The following is a 25,609-nucleotide window of genomic DNA, read 5'->3' as shown; positions in this document are numbered from 1 at the left end:
TCACGCAACCATGGGAGCCAGTGCACCGGCAATCCCGGCGAGGGTGGAGATCGGGAAAAACCGTTTCGGTATGGGAATGGCGGGCACGTACATCAATACAAAAAAAACGGCCGCCGTAGCCAGAAGCATCCACGCCATCGCGCCGCCGCCCACCGTCTGAACCACAGCCACGAGGATGCCCCATGCTATCAGATGAACCCCTGCCGCCACCCTTACGGCTCCGTCGGCCCCCAGCCGGGCCGGCAGGCTGTGAACGCGGTTCTGCCGGTCGCTGTCAATGTCCATCAGCGCGTAGATGATGTCCGCCCCGCTCAGCCAGAAGAATACGAAACCGGAAAAAAGGATGACCTCCCAGGAAAATTGCGGTTGACCGGCAGCCGCCACATAGGCGCCTAAAGGCGCCAGGGCCAGGCAGAGGCCGATGCCGAAATGGCAGAAGGAGGTAAAGCGTTTAAGCAGCGAATACACCAACAGGGGGATGACAGGGATGGGCGCCAGGATCAGGCACCATCCGCCCAGGAACCAACAGGCCGTCAGGTAGACCCCCAGTCCCGCGAAAGCGACGGCCATGGCCGTGGCTAATGTCATTTTTCCGGAAGGCAATTCCCGACCGGCGGTGCGCGGGTTCAACCGGTCAATCCGTCGATCGAATACCCGGTTCATGGCCATACCGAAAATACGGGCCCCCACTGCGGCGACAACGATCAGCAGCATCACCGCGATCGACGGGAAACGATTTCCCGCCCCCATCCAGGCACCGGTGAAAATCAGCGGCAGGCTGAAGGCGGTATGCTCGATCCTTGTGAAATTCAAAATTTTTTGAAACGTTGGTTCAGTTTTCATGACTGTTTGTCTAAAGTGCTTATCGATAGTTCCCGAACCAGGGCATCGGCGATACGCCCCGATACCCAGTCCATATGGCTGGCCACATCCATCCGTCCGGATTCATCGGCGGTGTCGCTGATGCCCTTGATCATGGCACACGGGATGCCGTAAAGTCTGGCCACCCGTGCCACGGCAGCGCCCTCCATGTCCGCCAACTCTCCGATACCGGCCAACTGACTGCGCCAGGCGGCGTCAAAAACAGGTCGATCATTGGTCACCAGTCGCGCCGGTTTCAAGATGCCAAACCATCGGTCGTCGCAGGCCACGGCCTGCTCGGTATGACCCAACCGGTCACAGTCGCCTTCAACGGCGGTACTGATCCGGAGAACGTCACCGACCGAACAATGGTGGTCCATGACCAACCGGCCGCAGAGCCCTGCGTTGACCAGCATCGAGACCCGATGAGTCAGCACCAGGTGAGTGGCCGCCACAGTGGCCGCGACCTTTCCCATGCCGCTGATGACCGTGATGCATGGCGTGTACCTTGTGTCGGCCGTCCGGAACATTAATAACGGCTGGGGGGCCATCGGTTCAGCGGATGTCCTTAACAAAAACGGATTCGCTTCGCGCCGGGTGGCATAGACGATACCCACCATCAGAGGGCACCGGCATCCCGAGCCAACGCCTCCAGCTTCTCGATGGCCCGGCGGCCATGGCTGGGCAACTCCAGGCTGAAATCGTTCACGAAGGTACGGATATGCGCCTGGAGCACGGTGTCATCCATCTCCTGGGCGTACTGCCGGATGTAGGGCAGTGCTTCATCCGGATCGGCCATGGCCCGCCGGATACTCGCATTGACAGCCCCATCTATCTCCCGGATCAGCGATTCACCCAGCCTTTTTCTGGCCGCAATCCCTCCCAGGGGGATGGGCAGGCCCGTCAGTTCCTCCCACCAGGCCCCCAGGTCCACCACTTGGACGAATCCGGCGGCTTCAAAGGTGAAGCGGCTTTCGTGAATGATCACCCCGCAGTCGGCCCGTCCCGATGTCAATGTGTCGAAGATCCGATCATAGGGGGCAAACAATCGGTGGTGGGCATCCGGAGCCCACAGGCGGAATAAGAGGTGGGCGGTAGTCCACTGGCCGGGAAGCACCACCCGGCAGCGATGGATCTCCGTTTGCTTCAACGGTTTTCTGGCAATAAGCACCGGACCGCAACCAGAACCCATGGCCGCTCCGCTGTGAAGCAGGCGGTATCTGCCCTTGACAGCCATCCATGCGTAAAAAGAGAGTTTGGTAATGTCAAGCACCGCATCCATGGCCAGGCCGTTGAGGGTCTCCACGTCGTGGAGCATCGGCTTCATCCGGTAACCGGTTACGGCTACCTCACCGTCGGCAATGGCGTTGAACATGAACGTGTCGTTGGGACAGGGGGAATAGCCGAATGTCAGTTCCTTGACCACGGAATTATCCTCCCGGCTGAAAAACGCGCCGAATTCTCGACCACGTAAGCCTGCTGGGATTCGGTGAGCTCCGGGTAGATGGGCAGAGCCAGGGTCTGATTGGCCGCCTGTTCGGCAACCGGAAAATCACCGATTTGATAGCCCAATTCTGAAAAGCAGTCCTGCAGATGCATGGGAACCGGGTAATACTCCTCGGTTCCAATCCCCTGCTCCCCAAGGTAGACCCGCAGGTCATCCCGACCGTCATCGACGAAAATGATGAACTGGTTGTAAATGTGACGGTTTTCTTTTTCCACCGGCAGATGGACACGGTCCGTCAACCCGGCCGATGCGAACAGCTCCCGGTAGCGTGCCGCATTGTCCTGGCGCGCGGTGGTCCAACCGTCCAGGTAATCCAGTTTGCCGGCCACGATGGCCGCCTGCAGAGAATCGAGACGGAAATTACCGCCCATCACCTGGTGATGATATTTGGGTTTGGAACCGCGAACCCGCAGAATTTTCAGCCGCTCGTAAACCTGCGGATCGCCTGCCGTTACGATTCCACCATCACCGAAGGCCCCTAAGTTCTTGGACGGGAAAAAGGAAAAGCTCCCGTAATCTCCCATGCTGCCTGCCCGTCGCTCCTTGTATTCAGCGCCAATGGCCTGGGCGGCATCTTCGATTACCACCCACCCGTGGTCCGCAGCCACTTCCAGAAGGGGATCCATATCGGCACACTGACCGTAAAGATGAACCGGAATAATGGCTTTGACGGTTTCCAAAGCAGCGTTGGGCAAAGTCGCCATGGCGGCTTCAAGTTTATCCGGAGAAAGGTTGTAGGTATCCGGGTCGATGTCGACAAAAACCGGCGTGGCCCCTACGCGTGCGATGGCGCCGACAGTGGCGAAAAAGGTATAGGGAGTAGAGATCACCCGATCTCCCGGCCCGATTCCGGCTGCCATCAGAGATAATACCAGGGCGTCCGTTCCCGATGAAACCCCCACAGCATGGCCGGTCCGGCAATAGCCGGCGATTTTCGTCTCCAGATCCTCGACCTGGGGATCCAGGAAAAAATACTGGCTTTCGAAGACCTGTTGAGTGACTTCCAGGGACCGATCCCTGATGGTGCGGTATTGGGTTTTCAGATCCAGCAGCGGTACGTTCATGGCTTAAAGCCTGTTATTTCGTATTCATGGGACACGTCGAGCCCGATCCCCGATCAATTCCTGGTAAAAGGGTGGCCGTTGGACCGGCGCCCATTGGGATCGCTGTTTTTCAAAGCGCTGGCGGCGTCGCTGCAGCGGGTCTGCACAGCCGCATAGCCGAAAATGCCATTGACCTCCCGGGTCATGGCCTCGCAGCAATGAATGCGCACCGCTTCGGCCATGGAGACAATGGCTTCGGCCTGATCCTTGAGACAGATATGCACAAAGCCCTTGCAGGAACCCGGATATCGCTTCAAGGTCCGGTGGACCCGCGTCAGGGTTTCCCGGTCCGTAATCTCGGGATTCACCATCAGCCGCACCTCCACGGTCCAGTTTTCTTCAGCCTGGTCCATGGGAATGATGGCATCGGCGAGGATTTTCACTCCGTTTTCCTCGACCTGTGCCTGCCCCTGCACCAGCACCGGTGTGTCCGATGAGAGCAGGTCGGCGCAGCCCGCATATAGGGAAGGAAAGACCACCACTTCCACGGACCCATGCAGGTCCTCCACCGTGGCAAAACCCATCAGTTCTTCCTTGCGGGTACGGATCACCTTGGAACTGCTGATGGTGCCGCCGATGCGAACAGCGCTCTTGTCGGCCACTTCCCGGATGCTGAAGGCATCCACGTTGGTGAACTTCTCAAGAGTCTTCTTGTAACGGTCCAACGGATGCCCGGTGACATAAAAGCCAAGGGTCTCTTTTTCCTGCTGAAGTTTTTCCCGGCCGTCCCACTCGTCGATGGCGGGAATGGCCGGCTGGTTGATGGCCAGGTCTTCTCCGGTACCGGTGTCGAAAAGGCTCATCTGGGCACTGTTTTTCTCCCGCTGAATACGTTGGCCATAATCCAGCGCCTCCTCCAGTACCGCCATGAGTCTGGAGCGGTATATTCCTGTGGAATCCAAGGCTCCGCATCGGATCAGGCTCTCCAGCACCCGCTTGTTCACTTTGGTCAGATCCACCCGTTGGAGGAAATCGAAGAGGGATGAAAATTGTCCGTTCTCTTCTCGCTCCTTGATGATCAGGTCGACAGCAGCTTCGCCCACATTCTTGACCGCCGCCAGACCAAAACGGATGCGGCCATCGACGGCGGTAAACACCGTGCTGCTCTCGTTGACATCCGGCGGCAGCACTTCGATGTTGTGGGACCGACACTCGTTGATAAACTTGACTACACCGTCGATCGTTTCGATTTCACTGGTAAGCAGGGCCGCCATAAACTCGACGGGAAAGTGGGCCTTGAGGTAAGCCGTCTGGTAGGCAATCAGGGCATAGGCAGCGCTGTGGGACTTATTGAATCCGTAGCCGCCGAATTTTTCGATCAGGTCGAACAGCTCCGTGGCAATGGTTTTGTCCACACCGTTTTTAACCGAGCCGCTGACAAACTTCTCCCGATGTTTGGCCATCAGCGCTTCGATCTTCTTGCCGATAGCCTTTCGCAGACTGTCCGCATCAGCCATGGAATAGCCGGCCAGCACACCGGCCACCTGCATGACCTGCTCCTGATAGACCATGACCCCGTATGTTTCCTGGAGTATCGGTTCCAGGGACGCCACCGGATAGACTACCTTCTTGCGTCCATGCTTGCGGTCCACAAAATCGTCAACCATACCGCTGTCCAGCGGGCCGGGACGATAAAGGGCAACCAGTGCGGTAAGATCGTCAAAGGATTCCGGATGGAGGCGGACCAGCAGGTTCTTCATGCCGCTGGATTCCAGTTGAAACACACCGGTGGTGTCTCCGGCCTGGAGCAGGGTGAATGTTTTTTCATCATCGAAGGGCAAATCGGACAGATCCGGTACGGGTTTTCCCTGAGCGGCGATACTTTTCAAGGCGTGGTCGATGACGGTCAGGTTGCGAAGCCCCAGGAAATCGAATTTTACCAGGCCGATATCCTCGACTTTCTTCATGTCGAACTGGGTGACCACCTCCCCTTTTTTCCCCTTGTACAGGGGCAGGTACTCCACCAGGGGCTTATCGCCGATCACCACACCGGCCGCATGGGTGGAAGCATGACGGGAAAGGCCTTCCAGTGCCCTGCTGATATCGATCAACTCGGCGATGCGCGGGTCGGAGGCAACCATTTCCGCCAGCTTGGGTTCTTCCTTCAGGGCCTTGTCGATGGTCATCTTGAGGCTGTCGGGAATCAGTTTGGCAATGGTATCCACCTCCGCCAATGGGAGTCCCAGAGCCCGTCCCACATCCCGGATCACCAATTTGGCTTTCATCTTGCCGAAAGTGATGATCTGGGCCACGTAATCACCGCCGCCGTAACGTTCGACCACGTAGTTGTAAACGCGTTCCCGGCCGTGGATGCAAAAATCCACGTCGATGTCAGGCATGCTGATGCGGGAAGGATTTAAAAAACGCTCGAAAATCAGTCCGTGCTCAATGGGGTCCAGGTCGGTGATAAACAGCGAAAATGAAACCAGGCTGCCGGCGGCGGAACCGCGCCCGGGTCCGACCGGGATGCCGTTTTCCTTGGCATAGCGGATAAAGTCGGCCACGATGAGAAAATAACCGGGAAAACCCATCTCCTTGATGGTCTTGATTTCGTATTCCAGACGCTCCCGATAGACCGTTTCATCCAGGTCCGGTTTCTTTTTGCGCATCACCGCCATGCGGCGTTCATAGCCTTCGCGCACCTGCTGGTCGAACAGCTCGTCGGCCGTCTTCCCCGATTCGGCATCGAACTGGGGGAAGTGATAGGTCTTGAAGTCAAACTCGATGTAGCAGCGATCGGCAATGGCTACGGTATTGTCGGTGGCCCCGGGATAATCGGCGAAATAGCCCTTCATCTCCTCGGGAGACTTGAAATAGAGCTGGTTGGAATCGAAAACGAAACGGTCGGCATCGGCTATGGTCTTCTGGGTCTGGACGCACAAAAGGATTTCGTGGGCCTTGGCGTCCTGCTGATTCAAGTAGTGACAGTCATTGGTGGCCACCAGCGGAATGGATAGCTTGCTGCTGAGTTCGACCAGACCCTGGTTGACCTTTTCCTGGGCCGGAATGCCGTTGTTCTGCAGTTCCAGGAAAAAACACCCTTCGCCGAAAATCTGCTGATAGTACCGGGCCGCTTCCTCGGCCTTGTCCATCTGGTTGGACAGAATATATTGGGGGATGTCCCCTTTGAGGCAAGCGGACAGCGCAATGAGGCCTTCGGCGTGGGCGGCGAGCAACGCCTTGTCGATCCGTGGCTTGTAGTAATAGCCTTCCATCTGAGCGACGGTGGCCAGCTTGCACAGATTTCGGTACCCCTGCTGGTTTTCGGCCAGCAGCACCAAGTGGCGGGTGCCGGTCTTGTCAAGCGGAGTTTTGTCGGAAAGGGTACGCGGAGCCACGTAGCATTCGCAGCCGATAATGGGCTTAATGCCAGCGGAGGTGGCCTGTTGATAGAAATCGAGAGCGCCGAACATGGTGCCGTGGTCGGTGAGCGCCACCGCCGGCATACCGAATGCCTTTACCTTTTTGAACAGGTCACCCAGGCGGATGGCGCCGTCCAGCAGGCTGTACTGGGTGTGGACATGAAGATGGACAAAATCGGATGTCGTTGGCGTCATGATCGCATCAATTTTCCAACCGGTAGTTGGGGGCTTCTTTGGTGATGATCACATCGTGGACATGGCTCTCGCGCATGCCGGCTGCACTGATCTTCACAAAACACGCCTTTTGGCGAAGCTCTTCGATGGTCCGGCAGCCCACATACCCCATACCGGCCTTGAGCCCGCCAATGAGTTGAAGGATGTTCGCGGAAAGGGTTCCCCGGTAGGGCACCCGGCCGACGATTCCCTCAGGCACCAACTTGTCGTCAGATTCCTGTTCGGTCTGGTAATATCGGTCCTTGCTGCCCATTTTCATGGCTTCTAGGGATCCCATGCCCCGGTATACCTTGTAGCTTCGGCCCTGGAACAGGATGGTTTCTCCCGGACTCTCCTCCGCACCGGCGAACAGGCCACCGACCATGATCGTATGGGCACCGGCGCCGATGGCCTTGGTGATGTCACCGGAAAACTTGATGCCGCCGTCGGCCACCAAGGGGACCCCCGTCTTTTCTGACACTTCACGGCAGTTCATAATGGCGGAGATCTGGGGTACACCGATACCGGCGATGATGCGCGTGGTGCAGATGGATCCCGGACCGATGCCGATCTTGACGGCATCCACACCCGCGTCAATCAGAGCCTGGGCACCTTCACCGGTACCCACATTGCCCGCAATGAGCTGCATGGCGGGAAAGTCCCCTTTCAGACGCTTGACCGCCCGGATGACGTTGCCCGAATGGCCATGGGAGGTATCGATAACGATGACGTCGGCACCGGCCTTGAGCAAGGCCTCTGCCCGGGGCATCATATCTTCACCCACACCGATGGCAGCGCCTACCCGCAGCCGTCCCATAGCGTCTTTGCAGGCATTGGGGTATTTCTTAATTTTCTCGATATCCTTGATGGTGATCATTCCGGTCAACCGTCCGTTTTTGTCCACCACCAGCAGTTTTTCGATGCGGTGCGTCTGGAGCATCTTCTTGGATTCCTCAAGGCTGATGCCCTCGTTAACTGTCACCAGGTTTTTGCTGGTCATGACGTCGCTGACTTTTTTGGTCATGTCGGTTTCAAACCTCAGATCGCGGTTGGTGACGATGCCCACCAGTTGCTCACCCCGGGTTACCGGAACCCCGGATATGCGGTAATGGGCCATCAGCTTCATCACCTCTTCAATCGGCCGGTCCGGGCCGATGGTCAGCGGGTCTACAATCATGCCGCTTTCCGATTTTTTGACCTGGTCCACTTCCATGGCCTGGTGTTTGACGCTCATATTTCTGTGGACAAAACCGATTCCCCCCTCACGGGCCATGGTGATGGCCGTCTGTGCTTCGGTCACCGTATCCATGGCAGCACTCACGATGGGAATGTTCAGCGTAAGTTCACGGGTCAGGCGGGTTCGGGTATCGACATCCTTGGGAAGGATATCAGAATAACTGGGAACCAGCAGAACATCATCAAAGGAATACGCGTCCTCCGCGATCAGGTGGGTCATAGTATCCTCCGCATCCAAATGGAAGTTGGCCGGGCTGGCAATGGCTGCCGGCGGGGGTCTTACAGGTTTCCACGACCCGGCGACCGATCCGTTGAAATCAAAATCAAATTAACATCGGATCGGAAACCGATTAAGCGGCCAAACTAACAAATGAAGGGGGCTTTATCAATCTTTATTTGGCGGCTTGACACCCCCGGCAGGCCGTAATAAGTTGTTCTCTTTGCTTTATGGGAGACACGCTGAAGGGAGTTGTAATCGGCTCTGGGCGTCATCTCCTTTTTTCTACCGAACAGGAGCATCGGCACTGCCATGCTGTTTACCATCAATCCAGACAACCCCCAGCAACGACTGATCAGTCGGGTTGCGGACATATTGAAAGACGGAGGGTTGATCGCTTATCCCACCGATACCTATTACGGCATCGGATGCGATATCATGAATAAGCGGGCCATCGAAAGAATCTACCAGCTTAAACAGCGCAACAAAAACCAGCCCTTCAGCTTCATCTGTGCCGACCTGAAAAATATCAGTCAGTATGCCAAGGTCTCCAACTATGCCTACAAAACCATGAAACGGATGCTCCCCGGCCCCTATACCTTCATTCTGACTGGATCCAAGCTGGTACCTAAAATCATGCTCACCAAACGAAAAACCGCCGGCATCCGGGTTCCCGCGAACAACATCTGTCTCGCCCTGGTTGAGGCCCTGGGCAACCCCGTGATCTCCACCAGTGCCACCGCACCCGACGGCGAGGTCTTTCACGACGCCTCCCTGATCAACGAACACTTCGGATCAAGGCTGGAAGCAGTGATCGACGGGGGGCCGGTATCGGGAAAGCCTTCCAGTGTGGTTTCCCTGGAGCAGGATGTACCTGAAATCATCCGTGAAGGATTGGGGGATGTCAGTCTGTTCCTATAGAAAGCCGGCCCTACCTACAATCGAAGCCCCCTTATCTACGTTCATTCCACTTCAGGATGGTCAAACCGTTTGAGCAACTGACTGGCATCTTCCCGGTCCATATCGTCCAGTGCAAAGTGAAGAGCCATTTCGGCCAGAGCGGATTTGTTAGGAATGGGCGTGCCGTCGAGCTTCAACTGGTGAAATTTTCGGTTAAACCGGTCGAGCAGGGTTTCGGAAAAATAAAAGCCGGCCTTTCTTTTGGGCATCGCCGGTTTGGGAGCCGCCGACCTTGATGCTGGACGCCCGGTAGCCACGGAAACCGGATCCATGCGGTTCTCGTCAAAAAAATCGGGGATGGTCTTGTTGTCTGATGCCGTCATCGATCAACCTTTCTGCAAGTTTCCGATAGTCCTGTGCACCCGATGCACTGTCGGCGAATTCGAAGATGCTCTGCCCGACCACCGGCGCCTCGCATAAACGTACATTATGGTGGATGGGGTCGCAGATCTGCTTGCGGAAAAGACGACGGAGCCGATTGTAGATGTCATGGCTCTGACGGGTGCGCCGGTCGAACATGGTGGGCAGGATATATTTGAGCCGAAGGGATTTATTCAGCTGCTGGACGGATACCAGGTATCCGAAGAAGGTCTTAAGCCCTTCCAGAGCCGGTCCCTGGAGCGCTACCGGGCACAGCACTTCCCTGGCGGCCATGAGAATATTTACGCTCAAAACGTCCCATCCCGGGGCGCAATCGAAAATCAGGTAATCCAGCCCGTTGTTTTTCGGTGTGAGGCTCTGATGCAATATGGCATGGCGTTGTTCACGGGGCTGCTCTCCCAACCAGTTTTTAAGTTCCACCAGCTTGATCCCACCGGCCAGCACCCAGAGATTCTGGCGAGCCGCATGGATGGCCTCTTTTTTTAAGATCGCCCTGCCGTTGCCGTCGTGACCGGTAATAAACTCATACAGGCCGTGGGGAGGCGTGATGCCGAGGAAAGTGGTGGTCTGCGCCTGGGTGTCGCAATCCACCAACAGTACCCGCTTGCCCGCCAGGGCCAGCCCATGGGCGAGATTTACCGCCGTAGTGGTTTTCCCCACGCCTCCTTTAGCCATGGCCACTGCGATAATTCGCATACGCATTCCTTTCCCGATCACGGCCCCTCTGGCAGGTATCGGTATTCGGCATAGATGCCAGGATGAATGACCTTTGACATCAGATCGGATAGGGATGAGGACATCAGGTAGCGAAGCAGCGACAATTTTTCGTCACGGGCATAGACCGGAACCACCTTTCCGTCTATGCCGCCCAATGTCCCGGCCCATTCAAGAGCGTCCTCGAAATTGCCTAGACGATCCACCAGTCCCCGGGCCTTGGCATCTTCACCGGTGAAAATCCGCCCGTCGGCAACCTGCTCCACCCGGGCACGATCCATCTTTCTGCCCTCGGCGATGGCCGTGACAAATTGTTCGTGGATGTCGCTGGTGATAGCTTGCAAAATTTCACGTTCGTCGTCTCGCATCTCCCGGGTTGGCGACCCGGTATCTTTGTACGGACCGCTCTTGATAACCACCGGCACCATGCCGATCTTGTCCAACAACTGGCGGAAATTGGTGTATCCCATGATCACGCCGATGCTGCCGGTGATCGTACCGGGGTTGGCCACGATGCCGTCAGTTGCACAGGCCACATAGTAGCCTCCTGAAGCAGCAACGGCACCCATCGAAGCCACAACCTTTTTGGTTTCGATGGTTTTCCGGATCTCTCGGTAAATTTCCTGTGACGGCCCGACCGCGCCTCCGGGGGAATCGATGCGTATCACGATGGCCTTTATGTCTTCATCTTCCCGGAACCGGCGAATGTTTTCAATGGTATCCCGCGCATCGGCGATGGCCCCTTCAATTTCAACGACCCCCACCGCCTCACCGCCGAAATCACCGGGAGCCCCACCGATCCAGGCGGCCGTGGCCATAACGCCTAAAGCTAAGACGGTAAAAATAGCAAAGGAGACCAGCAAGAAAAAAAGATAGGGATGGCGTCTTGAAAACATGGCATGTTCCTTCTTGTAGGAATAAACCCGGAAAAGATCTGAAAATCTCCAGCCGGTGCATTCAAGGGACCACAGGCAGTGTCTTGAAAAGGCGCGGCGGGAAAGAAGGAGCGGTTGGCAGCGGCCGTGTAAACGGTGCCTCGTGGTCCATGACAAAAATACCGGCGGGCCTGTCAGGCAAACCGCCGGCATTTATTGTCTGGGTCAATGGTTTTATTGTTCGTCGTTGTTGAGCTTTTCCTGCAGGTTCTCGCGAAGGATTTCGCCGAAACTGGAGGTTGCCGGGCCCATATTGGTGACGTACTCGGTCAGCAGTTCCTGATCGTCTTCCATATCCAGCCGTTTGATGGAAAGACCGATTCGCCGCTCGTCACTGTTGATGTTCATGACCTTGGCGGTCATCACCTGTCCCACTTCAAACTGTCCCACCGGGGTTTTGATTTTCTCTTTGCTGATCTCGGAGACATGGACCAGCCCTTCTATCCCCTCCTCAAGCTCGACAAAAACGCCGAAATCCGTTACGTTGGTGACGGTACCGGTGATTTCTTTGCCGACCTCATAGCGCTCGGCGACCGTATCCCAGGGATCGGCCTGCAACTGCTTGATGCCCAGGGAGAATCGCTCCTGCCCCTTATCGATCTCCAGAACGATGGCCTGAATCACGTCACCCTTTTTGTAGATTTCTGAGGGGTGCTTGATCCGCTTGGTCCAGGAGATGTCGGATATATGGACCAGACCGTCGATCCCCTCATCGATTCCGATAAACAGGCCGAAGTCGGTAATGTTCTTGATTTTCCCTTCGATGGTGGTGCCCACCGGGTATTTGTCGCTGATCACATCCCAGGGATTGGGTGCAGCCTGCTTCATACCCAAGGAAATCCGTCGGTTTTCCGGTTTGATATCCAGCACCAGAGCGTCTACGATCTCGCCCACGGATACGACCTTGGAGGGGTGACGGACCTTGCGCGTCCAGGACATTTCAGATACGTGAATCAGGCCTTCGATACCCTCTTCCAACTCGACAAAGGCGCCGTAATCGGTCAGACTTACCACCTTACCGCTGATACGCGAACCCACGGGATACTTTTCGATGGCGCTGGCCCATGGATCTTCACTAAGTTGTTTCATCCCTAAAGAAACGCGCTCACGTTCCAGGTCCAGGCTCAGGATCTTGACGTTGATCTCGTCACCCACACTGAACAATTCGGACGGGTGCTTGACCCGCCCCCATGAGATATCGGTAATGTGAAGCAAACCGTCCACACCGCCCAGGTCGACAAACACGCCGTATTCGGTGAGGTTCTTGACGATACCGGAAACCACTTTGCCTTCGTGAATGGTGGCCAGGGTCTTGGTCCGTTTGCTCTCACGCTCTTCTTCCAGGAGCACTCTTCTGGAAAGAACGATATTGCTGCGTTTGCGATTGTATTTCAGAATTTTAAAATCGAATTCCTTGCCGACCATTTCATCCAGATTGCGAATGGGCCGAAGATCCGCCTGGGAACCCGGCAGAAATGCCAGAAGACCGATATCCACGGAGAAACCGCCCTTGACGCGGTTGGTGATGGTTCCGGTGATGGTTTCATCGGCTTCGTGACGATTCTTGATATCGTCCCAGACCTTGACCTTTTCGGCTTTTTCCTTGGACAGAACGACCACTTCATTCTCGTCGTCCCACCACTCTACCATCACTTCGACGGTGTCGCCGACCTTTGCACTGACTTCGCCGTCCACTTCGAATTCCCGGATGCGAATCTGGCCTTCGGATTTGTAGCCGATGTCCACCAGGACATGGTCCTTGTCCACAGAGATGATCTTTCCGTTGACCACCTCTCCTTCGGCAAAACGTTTAAAGCTCTCCTCATACAGATCCATGAGTTCAGCCATACTTTCGCCGGTCACACTGTCTTTCTCGATCGGTTCTTCAGTTGATTCGTTGTCTACAAAGTTGTCCATTGACTGATGATTACCCCCTTAGCCTCTTTTTATTTTACTGCAAATGCCTTCGCATGCAGTATAGCCCAAAGATATTACAGAAACGTGACTCAAAATGCAATGCTTTTATTTGGCATGACTGCCCCGATTCATTGATCGTCTCGTCGGGAGATCGAATGACAAGAACCCCAGATCAGGATGCTTCGAGCAACTTGCGGACACGCGCCATCATCAGATCGACCACCTGTCGGGCCGTCATGGTCGTCGAGTCGATGTTGACCGCATCATCTGCCGGCTTCAGCGGTGCAATATCACGGCTGCTGTCGTTTTCATCCCGGCGGCGGATGTCCTGCTCGATCTGATCGAGGGTCTGACCATTTCCTTTGTCGTATTGCCCGTAGCGCCGGGCCGCCCGCTGTCGAACCGTGGCATCGAGAAAAAACTTGAGATCCGCTTCGGGAAAAACCACCGTTCCCATATCGCGACCTTCGGCCACCAGCCCCCCGGCCCGTCCAATTTTCCGCTGAATCCCCAAAAGCGCCTGTCTCACCACCGGTCGGGCAGACACCGCGGATGCCAGCATGGTGATCTCCGGCGAACGGATCCGATCGGAAATATCCATTCCGTTCGAAACCAGACGGTTTTCTTCAACGCTGAGCCGCAGGTGATCACAAACATGTCCAAGTCCGGAATCATCGTCCGGCCGGATGCCGGCTGCGCGGACCTCATAGGCGACAGCCCGATACAAGGCGCCGGTATCAAGGTATCGGTACCCCATTTCCCGGGCCAGCATTTTGCTGACCGTCGTCTTTCCGGCACCGGCTGGTCCGTCGATAGTGATCAGCAGGGTGGGTTGAAGGACCATTTGCCGCTATCCGTCCAAGTTGATCATGGATTGCCAATTCGGGAGAGGACCGTTTCCAATGCACGGAGAAAACGCCGGTTCTCCTCTTCAAGCCCCACGTTGATGCGGATATAAGTGGGAAATCCATAAGCGCGCATGGACCTGACGATCACACCCTGCCGCAACATTCTTTCGAAAACGATATCCGCCGGCTGCTCCACATCGATGAGAAAAAAGTTGGCCTCGGTTTTAAAATAAGTCAAATCCAGCCTGTCCAAAGCACCATACAGGCTGTCCAGTCCCCGATGGACCAACCCAATCGTCTGCTGCAAAAACGCCCTGTCATCCAAGGCAGCGGCCGCCGCAGCCTGAGCCATGGCATTGACGTTAAAGGGCTGCCGGACCCGGTTGAGCACCTCCGCCAGCGTAGCCGGCATGATGCCGTATCCCACCCGCAATCCGGCAAGACCGTATACCTTGGAAAACGTGCGCAGAGTCACCAGGGGGCGGTTAATATCCATCGGCTGCCCGGTTTTCAGGCAATCGGCATTTCTGGCAAATTCGATATAGGCTTCGTCCACAACCACGACCACATCCTCCGGCAAGCGGGCCATGAAATGGTCGAACGCCTGCTGGGTGACCACCGTGCCGGTGGGATTGTTTGGATTGCAGACAAATATCAGGCGGGTATCGGCGCACACCCGTCGGGCCATGGCGTCGAGATCCATGGCCATGGCTTTCAGGGGCACGGCATCCACCACAGCTCCGGCAGCGGTGGCCGTGATGTCGTACATAAGAAATGAGGGACGCGGGACGATCACCCGGTTCCCGGGTCGGACAAGCGCACGCACCAGCAGGGCAATGATATCGTCGGAACCGTTCCCGATTACCACATTGGCCGGCAAAACACGGTTGGCATCGGCGATCTTGCGGATCAGCAGGTGACCGGCACCGTCCGGGTAACGGTGAAGTGTGGATAGACTTTCCCGGATGGCAGCCATCGCCTTTGGAGAAGGTCCCAACGGGTTTTCGTTTGAAGCCAGCTTGACCGAATCGCTGATGCCGTATTCTCGCTCCAGGGCCTCCAGCGGTTTGCCGGGAACGTAAGGGTCGATGGCCTGAATGTAATCGGGGATCGTCAATTTCATGGTCTACCACCGGTTGAACATAACAGCCGGGCGCTCTGCCCGGCCGTTGAAGAATGAATCACGACCTGCCGCAGGATGCCCACTCCATGGAGCTGATCTAATTCCGGGCGGCCTTTTCGCCGGCAGCAACGGCCTCCATATTCAAAGGGATCAGTTTGGGTTTCTTGCTGAACTCTTCTTTAATGCAATGCTTGAGGGTTTCCATGGAAACGATACCGCTGCGGGCAACGAAAGCGGAAAGGGCTACGATGTTGGCAGCCTTGACGCTGCCCAGATCCTTGGCGATTTCCACCACCGGAACACGCAGTTCGTCCACATCGTCCCGGTTCGCCCCAAAAGCAATCAGAGAACTGTTGATGAAGATAATACCGCCTTTTTTTACCGTGGGGGCAAACTTCTCAAGGGAGGGCCCGTTCATGGCCACCAGATGAAGGGGATTTTTAATGATTGGCGAACCGATGGGCCGGTCGCTGATCACCACGGTGCAATAAGCCGTCCCTCCTCTCATTTCAGGCCCGTAGGAAGGAACCCAGGCCACCTCGAAACCTTCCTCCATGGCGGCATGGGCAAGAACCTTGCCGATCAACAATATGCCCTGTCCACCGAATCCGGCAAACATGATTTCGCTCTGCATTATGCCTCCTTCAGTCACGTCCGGCGTTGCGGATCTATGGGTCATGCCGGAACTTTGTAGTCTCCCGGTTGGTAATATGCCAGCAGGGTTTTTTCGGTCCACTCCACCGCTTGTACCGGCGTCATGCCCCAGTTCGTGGGACAGGTACTGACCACCTCGACAAGGCTAAAGCATTTATTTTCCAATTGATAAGTAAATGCTTGTTTAATTGCCTTTTTCGCCTTTGTGATATATTTGGGTTTGATCACGGTCTGACGGCTGATGTAGGCCGGCGTCTGCAGGGCGGCGAGCAGCTCGGCCATCTTGATGGGCATGCCCACCTCCTCCACCTTTCTACCGAAGGGCGAGGTGCTGGTGCGCTGGTCCGGCATGGTGGTGGGAGCCATTTGACCGCCGGTCATCCCGTAGATGGCGTTGTTGACGAAAATGGTGGTAAATTTCTCGCCCCGATTGGCCGCGTGGATGATCTCGCCCATGCCGATGCTGGCCAGGTCTCCGTCTCCCTGGTAGGTGAAAACCATCAGGTCGGGTCGCACCCGCTTGATACCGGTAGCCATGGCCGGCGCCCGGCCGTGGGCCGCCTCCTGAAAATCGCAGTTGAAGTAATTGTAGGCCAGTACGGCACAGCCGACGGGGGCGATGCCCACCGTGCGTCCCCGGATGCCCAGTTCGTCGATGGTCTCGGCCACCAACCGGTGGATCACGCCATGGGTGCATCCCGGGCAGTAATGGGTGTGGGCCTCGGTTAGGGCCTCGGGTTTTTTGAAGGTCTTTCCCATTTTACATGTACTCCTTGCTTGTGAGCCTGAATTCCATTGGGGATTGCCGGTCGATCAGGCAATACGCTCCTTGACCACGTCGATGACCTCCTCGGGGGTGGGGATATCGCCGCCGCATTTGCCGTACCAGCTCACCGGAATCCGTCCCTTGACGCTACGCTCCACATCCTCGATCATTTGCCCCATGCTCATCTCTATGCTCAGCACGTGCTTGCAAGACGGCTTCATCGCTGCTTCCTCCACGGCCTTTTCGGGAAAGGGGAAAACCGTCTGGGGACGGATCATGCCCACCTCGATGCCTTCGGTCTTCAACATGTCGATAGCCGTGCGACAGACGCGGCTCATGGTGCCGTAGCTGACGATGAGTCCCTTGTAGTCGCCGTCGGTATGGTACGACTCGGACATTACCTCTTGGGCACGCATCCGGTCATATTTGGCTTTCAGCGCCAGGTTGTTGTCGTTGAGTTGAGCCGGGTCCAGAAACAGGGATTTGACCAGGTTACGGGTTTTGCTCTTGCGGTGATCCATACCGTTGGTGGCCCAGGCGTCCTTGTTGGACGGCTCGGTTTTCAACTGGTCGGGAAATTCCACCGGCTCCATCATCTGCCCGATCAATCCGTCGCCCAGAATCATCACCGGGTTGCGGTATTTCTCAGCCAGGGGAAAGGCTTTCATGACCATTTCAACCGCCTCCTGGACGCTGGCCGGTGCCATCACCAGCAGCCGACAGTCGCCGTGACCGATGCCCTTGGTGGCCTGAAGATAATCCGCCTGGGAAGGCAATATCCCCCCCAGTCCGGGTCCGCCGCGCATGATGTTCACAAAGACAGCCGGGCACTGGGCCGCGGCAATATAGCTGATGGCTTCGCTCATGAGACTGATGCCCGGACTGGAGGATGTGGTAAACACCCGCACACCGGCACCGGCGGCACCGAAGATCATGTACCCCACGGCCACCTCGCTCTCCCCTTGCAGAAAAACACCCCCCACCTCCGGCAGGCGGCGGACCAGATATTCGGCCACTTCGGACTGCGGGGTGATGGGGTAGGCGAAGTAGTTCAGGCAACCGGCCCTGATGGCTGCTTCACCGATGGCTTCGTTTCCCTTCATCAATACCTTTGCCATGGTCCTCCTCCATTTACCGCCCTTAGGCGATAGGTTCTTCGGTTTCGGTGATGGTGATGGCCACATCGGGACACATGATGCAGCACATGGTGCAGTGGATGCAATCTTCCGGACGTGCCTGAAATGCCGGGTAGTAGCCCTTGGCATTTACATCAGGAGAAATCTCCAGAACATTTTTAGGACATACGGTGATGCACAGACCGCAACCTTTGCAGCGGTCTTTTTCGATGTTGTGTTGATACGCCATTGATTGCTGCTCCTTATCGCGTTGGAATCATGTTCTATTGGAAATGCGCCGATGACGTGCCTCTGAATTTCCGTTACACCGGTAATTGGTATCTAGCTGCATCGGGGCAGCCGTGGTGTCCGGTGGGTTGATTCGGCCATTTTACCCGGAAGGATCCAAGGCTTCAGCCTGCTTCCAGGGTGGCACCAGCTGCCGCTTCATCTTAAGCACCGGGCAATGGATATCCTTTTTATCCAGCCGGGTCAACAGAGCCGCCGGCACGGTGATGAACATAAGGGGTAGATTACCGGCCTCGGAAACTTTTTTTGAGAAGGCGTAGCCCGCTAGAATATCCTGTTCGGTCGTATCTTCCATGAAGTTGGCATTGCCGATGATGCCGGTGATCGACATTCTGGCCTTGGCCTCGATCGCTTCCCGTATCTTCAGGCAACCGCCAACCGTATCGGTGTATGGGCGATTGGGATTGATCACCTGAAGAACCTGTATCGCTTTTCCTTTCATCGGATCGGCAAGCGCCGCCAGGACCGTTGCCCCCACGTCATCTCCCCCCACATCCAGCAGCACCAGCCCCGACGGATGTCTCAGCATGCCTGCCACCTCGGGGGTAAGGATGGGCAGGTCCGCCTTCATATACTGGGGAGGCGGCAGCACCACGTCAATACCTAGCCGATTCAGGGCATGCCGCGCTTCTCGGGTCCTGAAATAGGGGTTGACCAGATCCAGATCAGCCAGCCGAACCGCTGTACCTTTCGCATGCATGTGAACGGCGAGGTTGATGGCGACCTCGGTTTTTCCACTGCCGTAGGCGCCGACGATGATGACGATACCGCTGAGTTCCAGTTCCAACTGACTAAGGGTCCTTTTTTAAATCGTTGAACCGCGCCGGCCGGCAATTGGCGTATGCATACCAGAAGATGTCGGGATGATTCGGCTGGTTATCGGGATACCTGAACGAGAAATGAGTTACATATTTTCAAAAACCGGTTGTGTCAAGGGATTTGGGAACTACCGATGGATTTCGGCTTTTACTGACAGCGGTCGTGTGCTAAATTATTGAGGTTTGACTGAATCGCCAGGAACACAATCCCCGCCAAGGCCCGCAAAGGATCGATACAATGACAGCGGTAAAGACCGGTCTCGAAATATTTTCAGAATCGCCGCCCCCATCGTTAAAGCACCAGCGTATGGGACTGCTGTGCAATCCGGCATCGGTGGACAGCCGTTATGCGCATGCCCGCGAACGGATTCGGCGGGCCTTTCCGGGTCAGCTAAAAGCCCTGTATTCTCCCCAGCATGGCTTTTATGCGGAAAGGCAGGACAATATGATCGAATCCGCCGACCGCTCGGATCCGGTTACCGGCCTGCCGGTGTTTTCCCTTTACGGAGAAACGCGCGTTCCCACCCGCGCTATGATGGACCCCATAGATGTGATGCTGGTGGATCTTCAGGATGTGGGCACCCGGGTCTACACCTTTATGTACACTCTCTCCCACTGCATGGAGGCGGCTCGGCAATACGGCAAAAAAATCATCGTTTTGGATCGGCCTAATCCCTTGGGCGGGCTTCGGGTGGAGGGAAATCTGCTCACCTCCGACTGTTCTTCTTTTGTGGGTCGCTATCCCATCCCCATGCGCCATGGCCTGACCATCGGAGAACTGGCGGTCCTGTTCAACACCCGCTTCGGCATCGACTGCAACCTCGAGGTAGTCTCCATGAGGGGGTGGAGAAGAGGAATGACCTTCGATCAGACCGGCCTGCCCTGGGTGGCACCGTCACCAAATCTGCCAACACCGGCGTCGACCATGGTCTACCCGGGCCAAGTCATCTGGGAAGGCACCAACATCTCGGAAGGCCGGGGCACCACCCAACCTTTCGAACTTTTCGGGGCACCGTTTTTAGCGCCCGATCAGCTGATAAAAAACATCGACGAAAGGTTATTAAGCGGAGTCGTGCTCAGGCCCGTTGAATTCGAGCCCACATCCCACAAATGGGGAGGGCATCCGTGCAAAGGGTTTCAAATCCATGTCACCGACCCTGGGATCTATTCGCCCTACGCTCTCTCGCTCGGATTCTATCAGGCCATATTCCAGGCATATCACGACAATTTTGCCTACAAACAGCCGCCCTACGAGTACGAATACACACGCCTGCCCATGGACTTGATCTTAGGAGACCGCCGAATCCGATCAAATATCGAAGCGGGTACGCCGTTGAAGGACATCGTTGCGGGTTGGGGAGACTCGCTATCGACATACACGAAGATGATAAAAGAAATATATATCTACAATTAGATATCACCGTTTTCACAAAAAACGCTGGAACCGCCATGAAGCCCTAAAGCAGCCCCATGAATGTCAACCCGGGGCCGGGGATTGATCGATCGTAGCGGTGGACTTCGAAGCGCAAAAAAAACCCCGACCGGCAAGCCGTTCGGGGCGACATTTTTGAATTCAAAATGTGGACACGTTTATTTTTCGGTTTTCAGGGTCTCAATCTCTTTCTTAAGGTCATCAATCTCTTTTTTGTACTTTTCGGCATCATCATCGGCAGCGGCGTCATCGGTGGAACTGTCGTCTTTTTTCCAGGTGTCCTTGAGTTCATCGAATCCCAGGTAGAGAGCAAGACCCCCGCCGAGCAACAGCATTATCGGAAGCGCGCCTGCCAAAAGTTGAAGGAATTCACCAAACCATACCGACAGGCCGATGAGGCCGAGGACTGCTGCCACTGCTCCACCAATTAACGTTTTCATAAAGAATCATCCTCCTTCTTGAACCTTTTTGAGTTAGACAGATAAAAATGACTTCATCGGTCCATCAATGCGCGTGCCACTAGGATGGCTCGACGAGCTTGGCGATTTTCTTCGTTTTCTCCGGCGCTTGCCGGGCGATTCGCATAATTTGGAATATCAATGGAATTTCAATTAGATAGCAACAATATAGTGACGCTATCAAGTACTATGGCAATAACATAGAACCCAGAACAGCGCAAGCATATTTTTATCCGGTGAATATGGCGTTGCAAAGGGTCAGGGCTTCTGTTATTTTTCCAAAATATCATCAATCTACGTTCTTTTTGGAGTCTGATACGCTCAAATTATGAACAATCCAAAGAAACATCCTATGTCTTCGTTCAGGCTGAAGATTAACAATTGGATCAACCGGTTACTTAATCATTCACACGACCACTATTTCTGTTTCCTGCCGTCGCCTACCGGCACCCTTTCCGCTTTTTTTCTGGATCGTCTGTTTTCAGGGGTTTTTATGGGTGGAGAACAGGCGGACATCGTTAAAAATATTCCCGATGGCGCAATCATCGTCTATACAACCAAGTATAAGAGCCGCTTTGAATTTCTCTTTTCCCATACCCGCTATCGACAATTGCGTCTGCCGGTACCGCAACTGACCTTCGATTCCGGCATCTTTTTCTTGCAGCCCCTGTCACGGATTTTCCGCATCTGCATCGCCTACCTGGATGAACTGGTTCAGCGGCACCGGATCCAGGACCCCTATCGCAGTGATTACTACCTGCGGGCCCTTCTCACGTCGGGTTGTGGATCCCTTTCGCTGGTGGAAAAAAAAGGATTTTATCGCCGGTTCGTGAAAGATAAGACCGATCCGCTGGGCTACCTGATCGAGATGCAAAAAAAAATCGACCGGCCCATTTACCTGGTGCCTCAACTGATGTTTTTCGGTAAAAAGCCACTGCCCGCAGTGCCCAGTCTGGTGGACACGTTTTTCGGCACCTCGCAACGTCCGGGGAGGTTGAGAAAAATTGTCACGCTGATCCGATATCCCGGCAAAATTTTTGTTGAGCTTTCACAGCCGATCAACCTGCTGCAGTGGCTGAGCCAATCGGTGCATACGGATAAAACCATCGACTATCAGGCACTGGAACTGCGGCACCAGCTTCTGCTACAGAACAATCGCCACCGGCAGAGCATCACCGGGCCCATTTTGAAATCCAATGAAGAGCTGAAAGAATCCATCCTCACCAGCGACCGGATGAGAACCTTCATCAAAAAACATGCCGCATCCCGACAGGAACCGATCTACAAAATCAGAAAAAAAGCAGATGGTTATCTGGATGAAATTGCCGCGCGCTACAGCCCGGCCGTGATCCGCATCATGTCCTCGGTGGTAGGGTGGATCATCAACTCCATGTTCGACGGCGCCGTCATCGACAAAGCCGGCCTGGCAAAGGTCAAGGCCATGTCAATGAAAGGGCCGCTGGTTCTCATTCCCTGCCACAAAAGCCATATCGACTATCTGATCCTGTCATACGTGCTCTACCAGAACAATATGCCATGCCCTCACATCGCCGCAGGCAAGAACCTTTCCTTCTGGCCCCTGGGCCCCATTTTTAGAGGTGGCGGCGCGTTTTTTCTTCGTCGGACCTTCAGGGGGGCGGTGCTTTATTCCCGGGTCTTTTCCGCTTATATTCATAAACTGCTGGAAGAGGGCTTCCATATCGAACTGTTCATCGAGGGGGGAAGGAGCCGAACCGGCAAACTGCTCATGCCCAAGTTGGGGCTGATCTCAATCCTTCTGGACGCCTACCGCAATGGTGCCTGTGAAGATATGATCTTCGTTCCCGTCTATATCGGCTATGACCGGATTATCGAAGAGCACGCCTACGTTCACGAAGTGGAAGGCGGTAAAAAAGAGGATGAGAACCTCAGCCAGGTCATTCGCGCCAGGCGTTTTTTGAAAAAACGGTACGGAAAAATCTATATTAATTTCCACGATCCCATCTCCACCCGGGATCTGATGGCCGAGGCACCGGTAGCCTTGGAACGGATGGCCCAGAAAGATATAAATGCCCTGTGCCGTAACCTGGGCTGGCGAATTATTAATGCCATCGACCAGCAGACCGTGGTCACCCCTCATGGGCTGGTGGCCGCCGCCGTCTTGAATATCTCCAAACCCCGATTCACCCAGGAGGAACTCATGGAGGCGGTCAATGCCTACCTGGCATTCGCCACCTCCCAGAACGCCAAGCTGGCCGACACGATTTTACTCAACCCGGACGGTGCCATGGAATATGCCATCGACCGCTACCTGTCACGCAAACTGATTGAAAAAGCGCCCGGGGACAAGGACCTGTCGGAAGATCAGGCCGATTACACGGTCAACTCCGCCAAACGCTCGCTGCTGGAGTTTTACAAGAATAATTGTATTTCCTATTTTGTACCCGCCGCCTTTACCGCAATGGCCATTCTGAAAAAGGACGCCTTCCAGTTCAATGCCTCCGACCTGCACATCGAGTATCATTTTTTCCAGGATTTCTTCAAATATGAGTTCGCCTTTGACCTGGATCGACCGCCTGTTCATTATGTGAGAAAGACCATCAAATCCTTTATCGATGATGCAATGCTCATGCCCCACCAAACCATCCCCGACAGTTACCAGATCACCTCTTCAGGATACCGGAAATTGAAGCTGTTTGCCGCTTTTTTAAAGCCCTATTTCCAATCCTATAAGGTGGCACTCCATTTTTTGAGAACCAATCGCAAAGAAGATCTTGAAACCAAGGATAAGCTCAAGAAAATCCAGAGCATGGGCCTTCAAATGGTTAAAAACAAGGAGATTGATCTGATCGAATCGGTGTCCAAAATCAATTATGCCAACGGGCTGAATTATTTTTCCACCAACGGCATTAAAAATCATGAGCATGAAGCGGCCATCTCCCATTTCGAAACACTCATCCAGACCTACTTAAATCTGTTAGGCCCATGAAAGCGCTGATTCTGGCCGCGGGGTTTGGCACCCGGCTGGCACCCCACACACGGACCTTTCCCAAAGCCCTGTTCCCGGTTGGCGGGATCCCGGTGCTGGGAAGAATGATAGCCCTCCTGAAACGGGCCGGTTGCACCGCCGTTGCCGTAAACGCCCACCACCTGGCCCATCGGATCCAGTCCTACCTGGCCGAAAACGATTTCGGGATGCCCGTCACCCTGAGCCACGAGCCTGAAATATTAGGCACCGCCGGCGCGATCCGACACCTGGCCCACTATTGGGACGACGATCCGTTCATTGTGGTCAATGCGGATATCGTCACCGACATCAAGTTGGCGGACGTTTATCGCCGCCACCAAGAGCAGAAAGCCCAGGTAACCCTGGTCATGCATGACCGCGCCCCCTTCAACCAGGTGTGGGTGGACGAGCGGGATCGAATCACCGGCTTCCAACGATTTTCCTCCCCGGTTGGCCCGGGTCGCCAGCGAAAAATGGCCTTTACCGGAATCCACGTCCTGGATGCCGGCATCCTCCGGCAGATTCCCGGCAACGGGTTCAGCGATATTATATCCGTTTACCGGCAGATGCTCGATGAAGGCGTGCCCCTTCATGCCCATGTGGTTCGGGATCATTACTGGCAGGACATGGGGAGCCCGGACCGGTACCGGGATGCGGTGGTGCATGCCATGTCGCCTGGGGCCTTTCAATCGGCCTTTTCCGACTATCTGGGAATGGCCATCCATTGCCACAGAATATCCGGCGATGGTTCCGATCGCTGCTGGTTTCGCCTGACCGCCGGCCGATACCGGCTGATCCTGGCGGACCACGGCATTACCCCCACGCTACCGGGCAGCGAGGTCAACGCATTCGTCAGGATCGGCAGCCACCTGCACACTTGTGGACTCCCCGTACCCCGTATCTACGCCTACGATGGCTTCAGCGGACTGGTTTTCCTCGAAGATCTGGGAGACGGCCATCTACAGCAGATGGTACGGCAAGCATCGGATGACAGCGGCGTCGAAATGCGTTACCGGAAGATCATCGACACCTGGATGGACCTGACGATAAAGGCAGCAGCGGGATTTGACCCGGGCTGGACCTGCCAGACCCCGGCCTACGATATTTCTCTGATACTGGATAAAGAGTGCCGCTATTTTGTCGAGGCCTTTTTAAATGGCTACCTGGAGTTGGCAGTTGCCTATGACGACCTGTCAGCGGAATTTGAAAACCTGGCCCATCGCACCATCGACCATGGCTTCACCGGGTTGATTCACCGGGACTTCCAATCGCGCAACATCATGATTCAAGATGGCCGACACTATCTTATCGACTTTCAGGGAGCACGAACCGGACCCATCCAGTACGACCTGGCTTCGCTGCTGATCGATCCCTATGCGGAACTGAGTCCGGATCTTCAACAGCGGCTGTTGCGGTATGCATCCGAACAGGTGGCAGGACGTTTAAAAATCAACCCGGATCAGTTCATCAGGGGCTATCGTTATTGCGCGGTCACTCGAAATCTTCAGATACTGGGAGCATTTGGATTTTTAACCCGGATCAAACAAAAAGACGCCTTCGAACAATGGATACCTCCTGCGGCAACCATGCTGGCCGGCCATATCCGCAACGCCGATCGGAAGGCCTTTCCCAAACTGGCCGCCATTGCCAAAAAGATTGGTGTGGGATAACTGGATGAAATCTGATCGCCGTTT

The 25,609-nt window shown here is 55.3% G+C and carries 22 protein-coding genes; 4 read left to right on the top strand and 18 right to left on the bottom strand.

The window, feature by feature from the left end; translation table 11 throughout:
• From ACHZBS_RS27045 to guaB, 6 genes are read right to left on the bottom strand one after another with little or no spacing between them, the layout of a single operon-like run.
• Window positions 1–843 carry a UbiA-like polyprenyltransferase gene (locus ACHZBS_RS27045; RefSeq protein ID WP_319409642.1) on the bottom strand — a complete coding sequence of 281 codons (843 nt, stop codon included), beginning with the start codon at window positions 841–843 and terminating at the stop codon, window positions 1–3.
• Window positions 840–1,481: a hypothetical protein gene (locus ACHZBS_RS27040; RefSeq protein WP_319409641.1), complete on the bottom strand. Its 642-nt coding sequence runs from the start codon at window positions 1,479–1,481 to the stop codon at window positions 840–842. The genes ACHZBS_RS27045 and ACHZBS_RS27040 overlap by 4 nt, the downstream gene beginning before the upstream one ends.
• A complete protein-coding gene (locus ACHZBS_RS27035) occupies window positions 1,481–2,287 on the bottom strand; it encodes a 1,4-dihydroxy-6-naphthoate synthase (protein WP_319409640.1) in 807 nt (268 codons plus the stop codon). The genes ACHZBS_RS27040 and ACHZBS_RS27035 overlap by 1 nt, the downstream gene beginning before the upstream one ends.
• Entirely contained in the window at window positions 2,272–3,432 is a 1,161-nt protein-coding gene (locus ACHZBS_RS27030) for a DegT/DnrJ/EryC1/StrS family aminotransferase (protein WP_319409639.1), read from the bottom strand. The genes ACHZBS_RS27035 and ACHZBS_RS27030 overlap by 16 nt, the downstream gene beginning before the upstream one ends.
• A gap of 53 nt (window positions 3,433–3,485) precedes the next feature.
• On the bottom strand, window positions 3,486–7,028 hold the full coding sequence (dnaE, locus tag ACHZBS_RS27025) for a DNA polymerase III subunit alpha (RefSeq protein ID WP_319409638.1): 3,543 nt from the start codon (window positions 7,026–7,028) through the stop codon (window positions 3,486–3,488).
• A 7-nt stretch (window positions 7,029–7,035) separates the two neighbouring features.
• Window positions 7,036–8,502, bottom strand: coding sequence for an IMP dehydrogenase (gene guaB, locus ACHZBS_RS27020; RefSeq protein WP_319409637.1), 1,467 nt, complete (start codon window positions 8,500–8,502; stop codon window positions 7,036–7,038).
• A 309-nt stretch (window positions 8,503–8,811) separates the two neighbouring features.
• Here guaB and ACHZBS_RS27015 point away from each other — a divergent pair, with 309 nt between their 5' ends.
• A complete protein-coding gene (locus ACHZBS_RS27015; protein ID WP_319409636.1) occupies window positions 8,812–9,420 on the top strand; it encodes an L-threonylcarbamoyladenylate synthase in 609 nt (202 codons plus the stop codon).
• A 41-nt stretch (window positions 9,421–9,461) separates the two neighbouring features.
• On the opposite strand, the gene ACHZBS_RS27010 is transcribed toward ACHZBS_RS27015, so the two are convergent.
• From ACHZBS_RS27010 to ACHZBS_RS26960, 11 genes are all read right to left on the bottom strand, one after another.
• Entirely contained in the window at window positions 9,462–9,782 is a 321-nt protein-coding gene (locus ACHZBS_RS27010) for a hypothetical protein (RefSeq protein WP_319409635.1), read from the bottom strand.
• On the bottom strand, window positions 9,742–10,536 hold the full coding sequence (locus ACHZBS_RS27005; protein ID WP_319409634.1) for a ParA family protein: 795 nt from the start codon (window positions 10,534–10,536) through the stop codon (window positions 9,742–9,744). Before ACHZBS_RS27005 ends, ACHZBS_RS27010 begins: the two co-directional genes overlap by 41 nt.
• A 17-nt stretch (window positions 10,537–10,553) precedes the next feature.
• Complete coding sequence (gene sppA / locus ACHZBS_RS27000) at window positions 10,554–11,450, bottom strand: signal peptide peptidase SppA (RefSeq protein WP_319409633.1); 897 nt, start codon at window positions 11,448–11,450, stop codon at window positions 10,554–10,556.
• A 213-nt stretch (window positions 11,451–11,663) separates the two neighbouring features.
• The gene (locus ACHZBS_RS26995; RefSeq protein ID WP_319409632.1) at window positions 11,664–13,406 is read right to left on the bottom strand and encodes a 30S ribosomal protein S1; all 1,743 of its coding nucleotides are present in this window, start codon (window positions 13,404–13,406) and stop codon (window positions 11,664–11,666) included.
• Between the two features lie 172 nt (window positions 13,407–13,578).
• Complete coding sequence (cmk, locus tag ACHZBS_RS26990; RefSeq protein ID WP_319409631.1) at window positions 13,579–14,250, bottom strand: (d)CMP kinase; 672 nt, start codon at window positions 14,248–14,250, stop codon at window positions 13,579–13,581.
• A gap of 23 nt (window positions 14,251–14,273) precedes the next feature.
• Window positions 14,274–15,377, bottom strand: a complete 1,104-nt coding sequence (gene hisC, locus ACHZBS_RS26985; protein WP_319409630.1) for a histidinol-phosphate transaminase — start codon at window positions 15,375–15,377, stop codon at window positions 14,274–14,276.
• Window positions 15,378–15,474: 97 nt separating this feature from the next.
• Window positions 15,475–16,011, bottom strand: a complete 537-nt coding sequence (locus tag ACHZBS_RS26980; RefSeq protein ID WP_319409629.1) for a 2-oxoacid:acceptor oxidoreductase family protein — start codon at window positions 16,009–16,011, stop codon at window positions 15,475–15,477.
• A 41-nt stretch (window positions 16,012–16,052) separates the two neighbouring features.
• Window positions 16,053–16,790 (bottom strand): thiamine pyrophosphate-dependent enzyme, encoded by a 738-nt coding sequence (locus ACHZBS_RS26975; RefSeq protein WP_319409628.1) that lies wholly within the window; start codon window positions 16,788–16,790, stop codon window positions 16,053–16,055.
• Between the two features lie 54 nt (window positions 16,791–16,844).
• On the bottom strand, window positions 16,845–17,915 hold the full coding sequence (gene vorB / locus ACHZBS_RS26970) for a 3-methyl-2-oxobutanoate dehydrogenase subunit VorB (RefSeq protein WP_319409627.1): 1,071 nt from the start codon (window positions 17,913–17,915) through the stop codon (window positions 16,845–16,847).
• A 22-nt stretch (window positions 17,916–17,937) separates the two neighbouring features.
• Window positions 17,938–18,162 (bottom strand): 4Fe-4S dicluster domain-containing protein, encoded by a 225-nt coding sequence (locus ACHZBS_RS26965; RefSeq protein WP_319409626.1) that lies wholly within the window; start codon window positions 18,160–18,162, stop codon window positions 17,938–17,940.
• Between the two features lie 141 nt (window positions 18,163–18,303).
• Window positions 18,304–19,008: a cobalamin biosynthesis protein CbiA gene (locus ACHZBS_RS26960; RefSeq protein ID WP_319409625.1), complete on the bottom strand. Its 705-nt coding sequence runs from the start codon at window positions 19,006–19,008 to the stop codon at window positions 18,304–18,306.
• A 269-nt stretch (window positions 19,009–19,277) separates the two neighbouring features.
• Between ACHZBS_RS26960 and ACHZBS_RS26955 the strand changes: the two genes are divergently transcribed.
• Window positions 19,278–20,453, top strand: coding sequence for a DUF1343 domain-containing protein (locus tag ACHZBS_RS26955; RefSeq protein ID WP_319409624.1), 1,176 nt, complete (start codon window positions 19,278–19,280; stop codon window positions 20,451–20,453).
• Window positions 20,454–20,629: 176 nt separating this feature from the next.
• On the opposite strand, the gene ACHZBS_RS26950 is transcribed toward ACHZBS_RS26955, so the two are convergent.
• On the bottom strand, window positions 20,630–20,911 hold the full coding sequence (locus ACHZBS_RS26950) for a hypothetical protein (protein ID WP_319409623.1): 282 nt from the start codon (window positions 20,909–20,911) through the stop codon (window positions 20,630–20,632).
• Window positions 20,912–21,281: 370 nt separating this feature from the next.
• Between ACHZBS_RS26950 and ACHZBS_RS26945 the strand changes: the two genes are divergently transcribed.
• Window positions 21,282–23,897, top strand: a complete 2,616-nt coding sequence (locus tag ACHZBS_RS26945) for a 1-acyl-sn-glycerol-3-phosphate acyltransferase (protein ID WP_319409622.1) — start codon at window positions 21,282–21,284, stop codon at window positions 23,895–23,897.
• A complete protein-coding gene (locus ACHZBS_RS26940; RefSeq protein ID WP_319409621.1) occupies window positions 23,894–25,585 on the top strand; it encodes a sugar phosphate nucleotidyltransferase in 1,692 nt (563 codons plus the stop codon). Before ACHZBS_RS26945 ends, ACHZBS_RS26940 begins: the two co-directional genes overlap by 4 nt.
• Window positions 25,586–25,609 lie beyond the last annotated feature (24 nt).

Origin of the sequence: uncultured Desulfosarcina sp., assembly GCF_963664155.2 — a bacterium.
Taxonomy (GTDB): Bacteria; Desulfobacterota; Desulfobacteria; order Desulfobacterales; family Desulfosarcinaceae; genus Desulfosarcina.
This window is presented reverse-complemented; position numbering and strand designations above follow the sequence as displayed.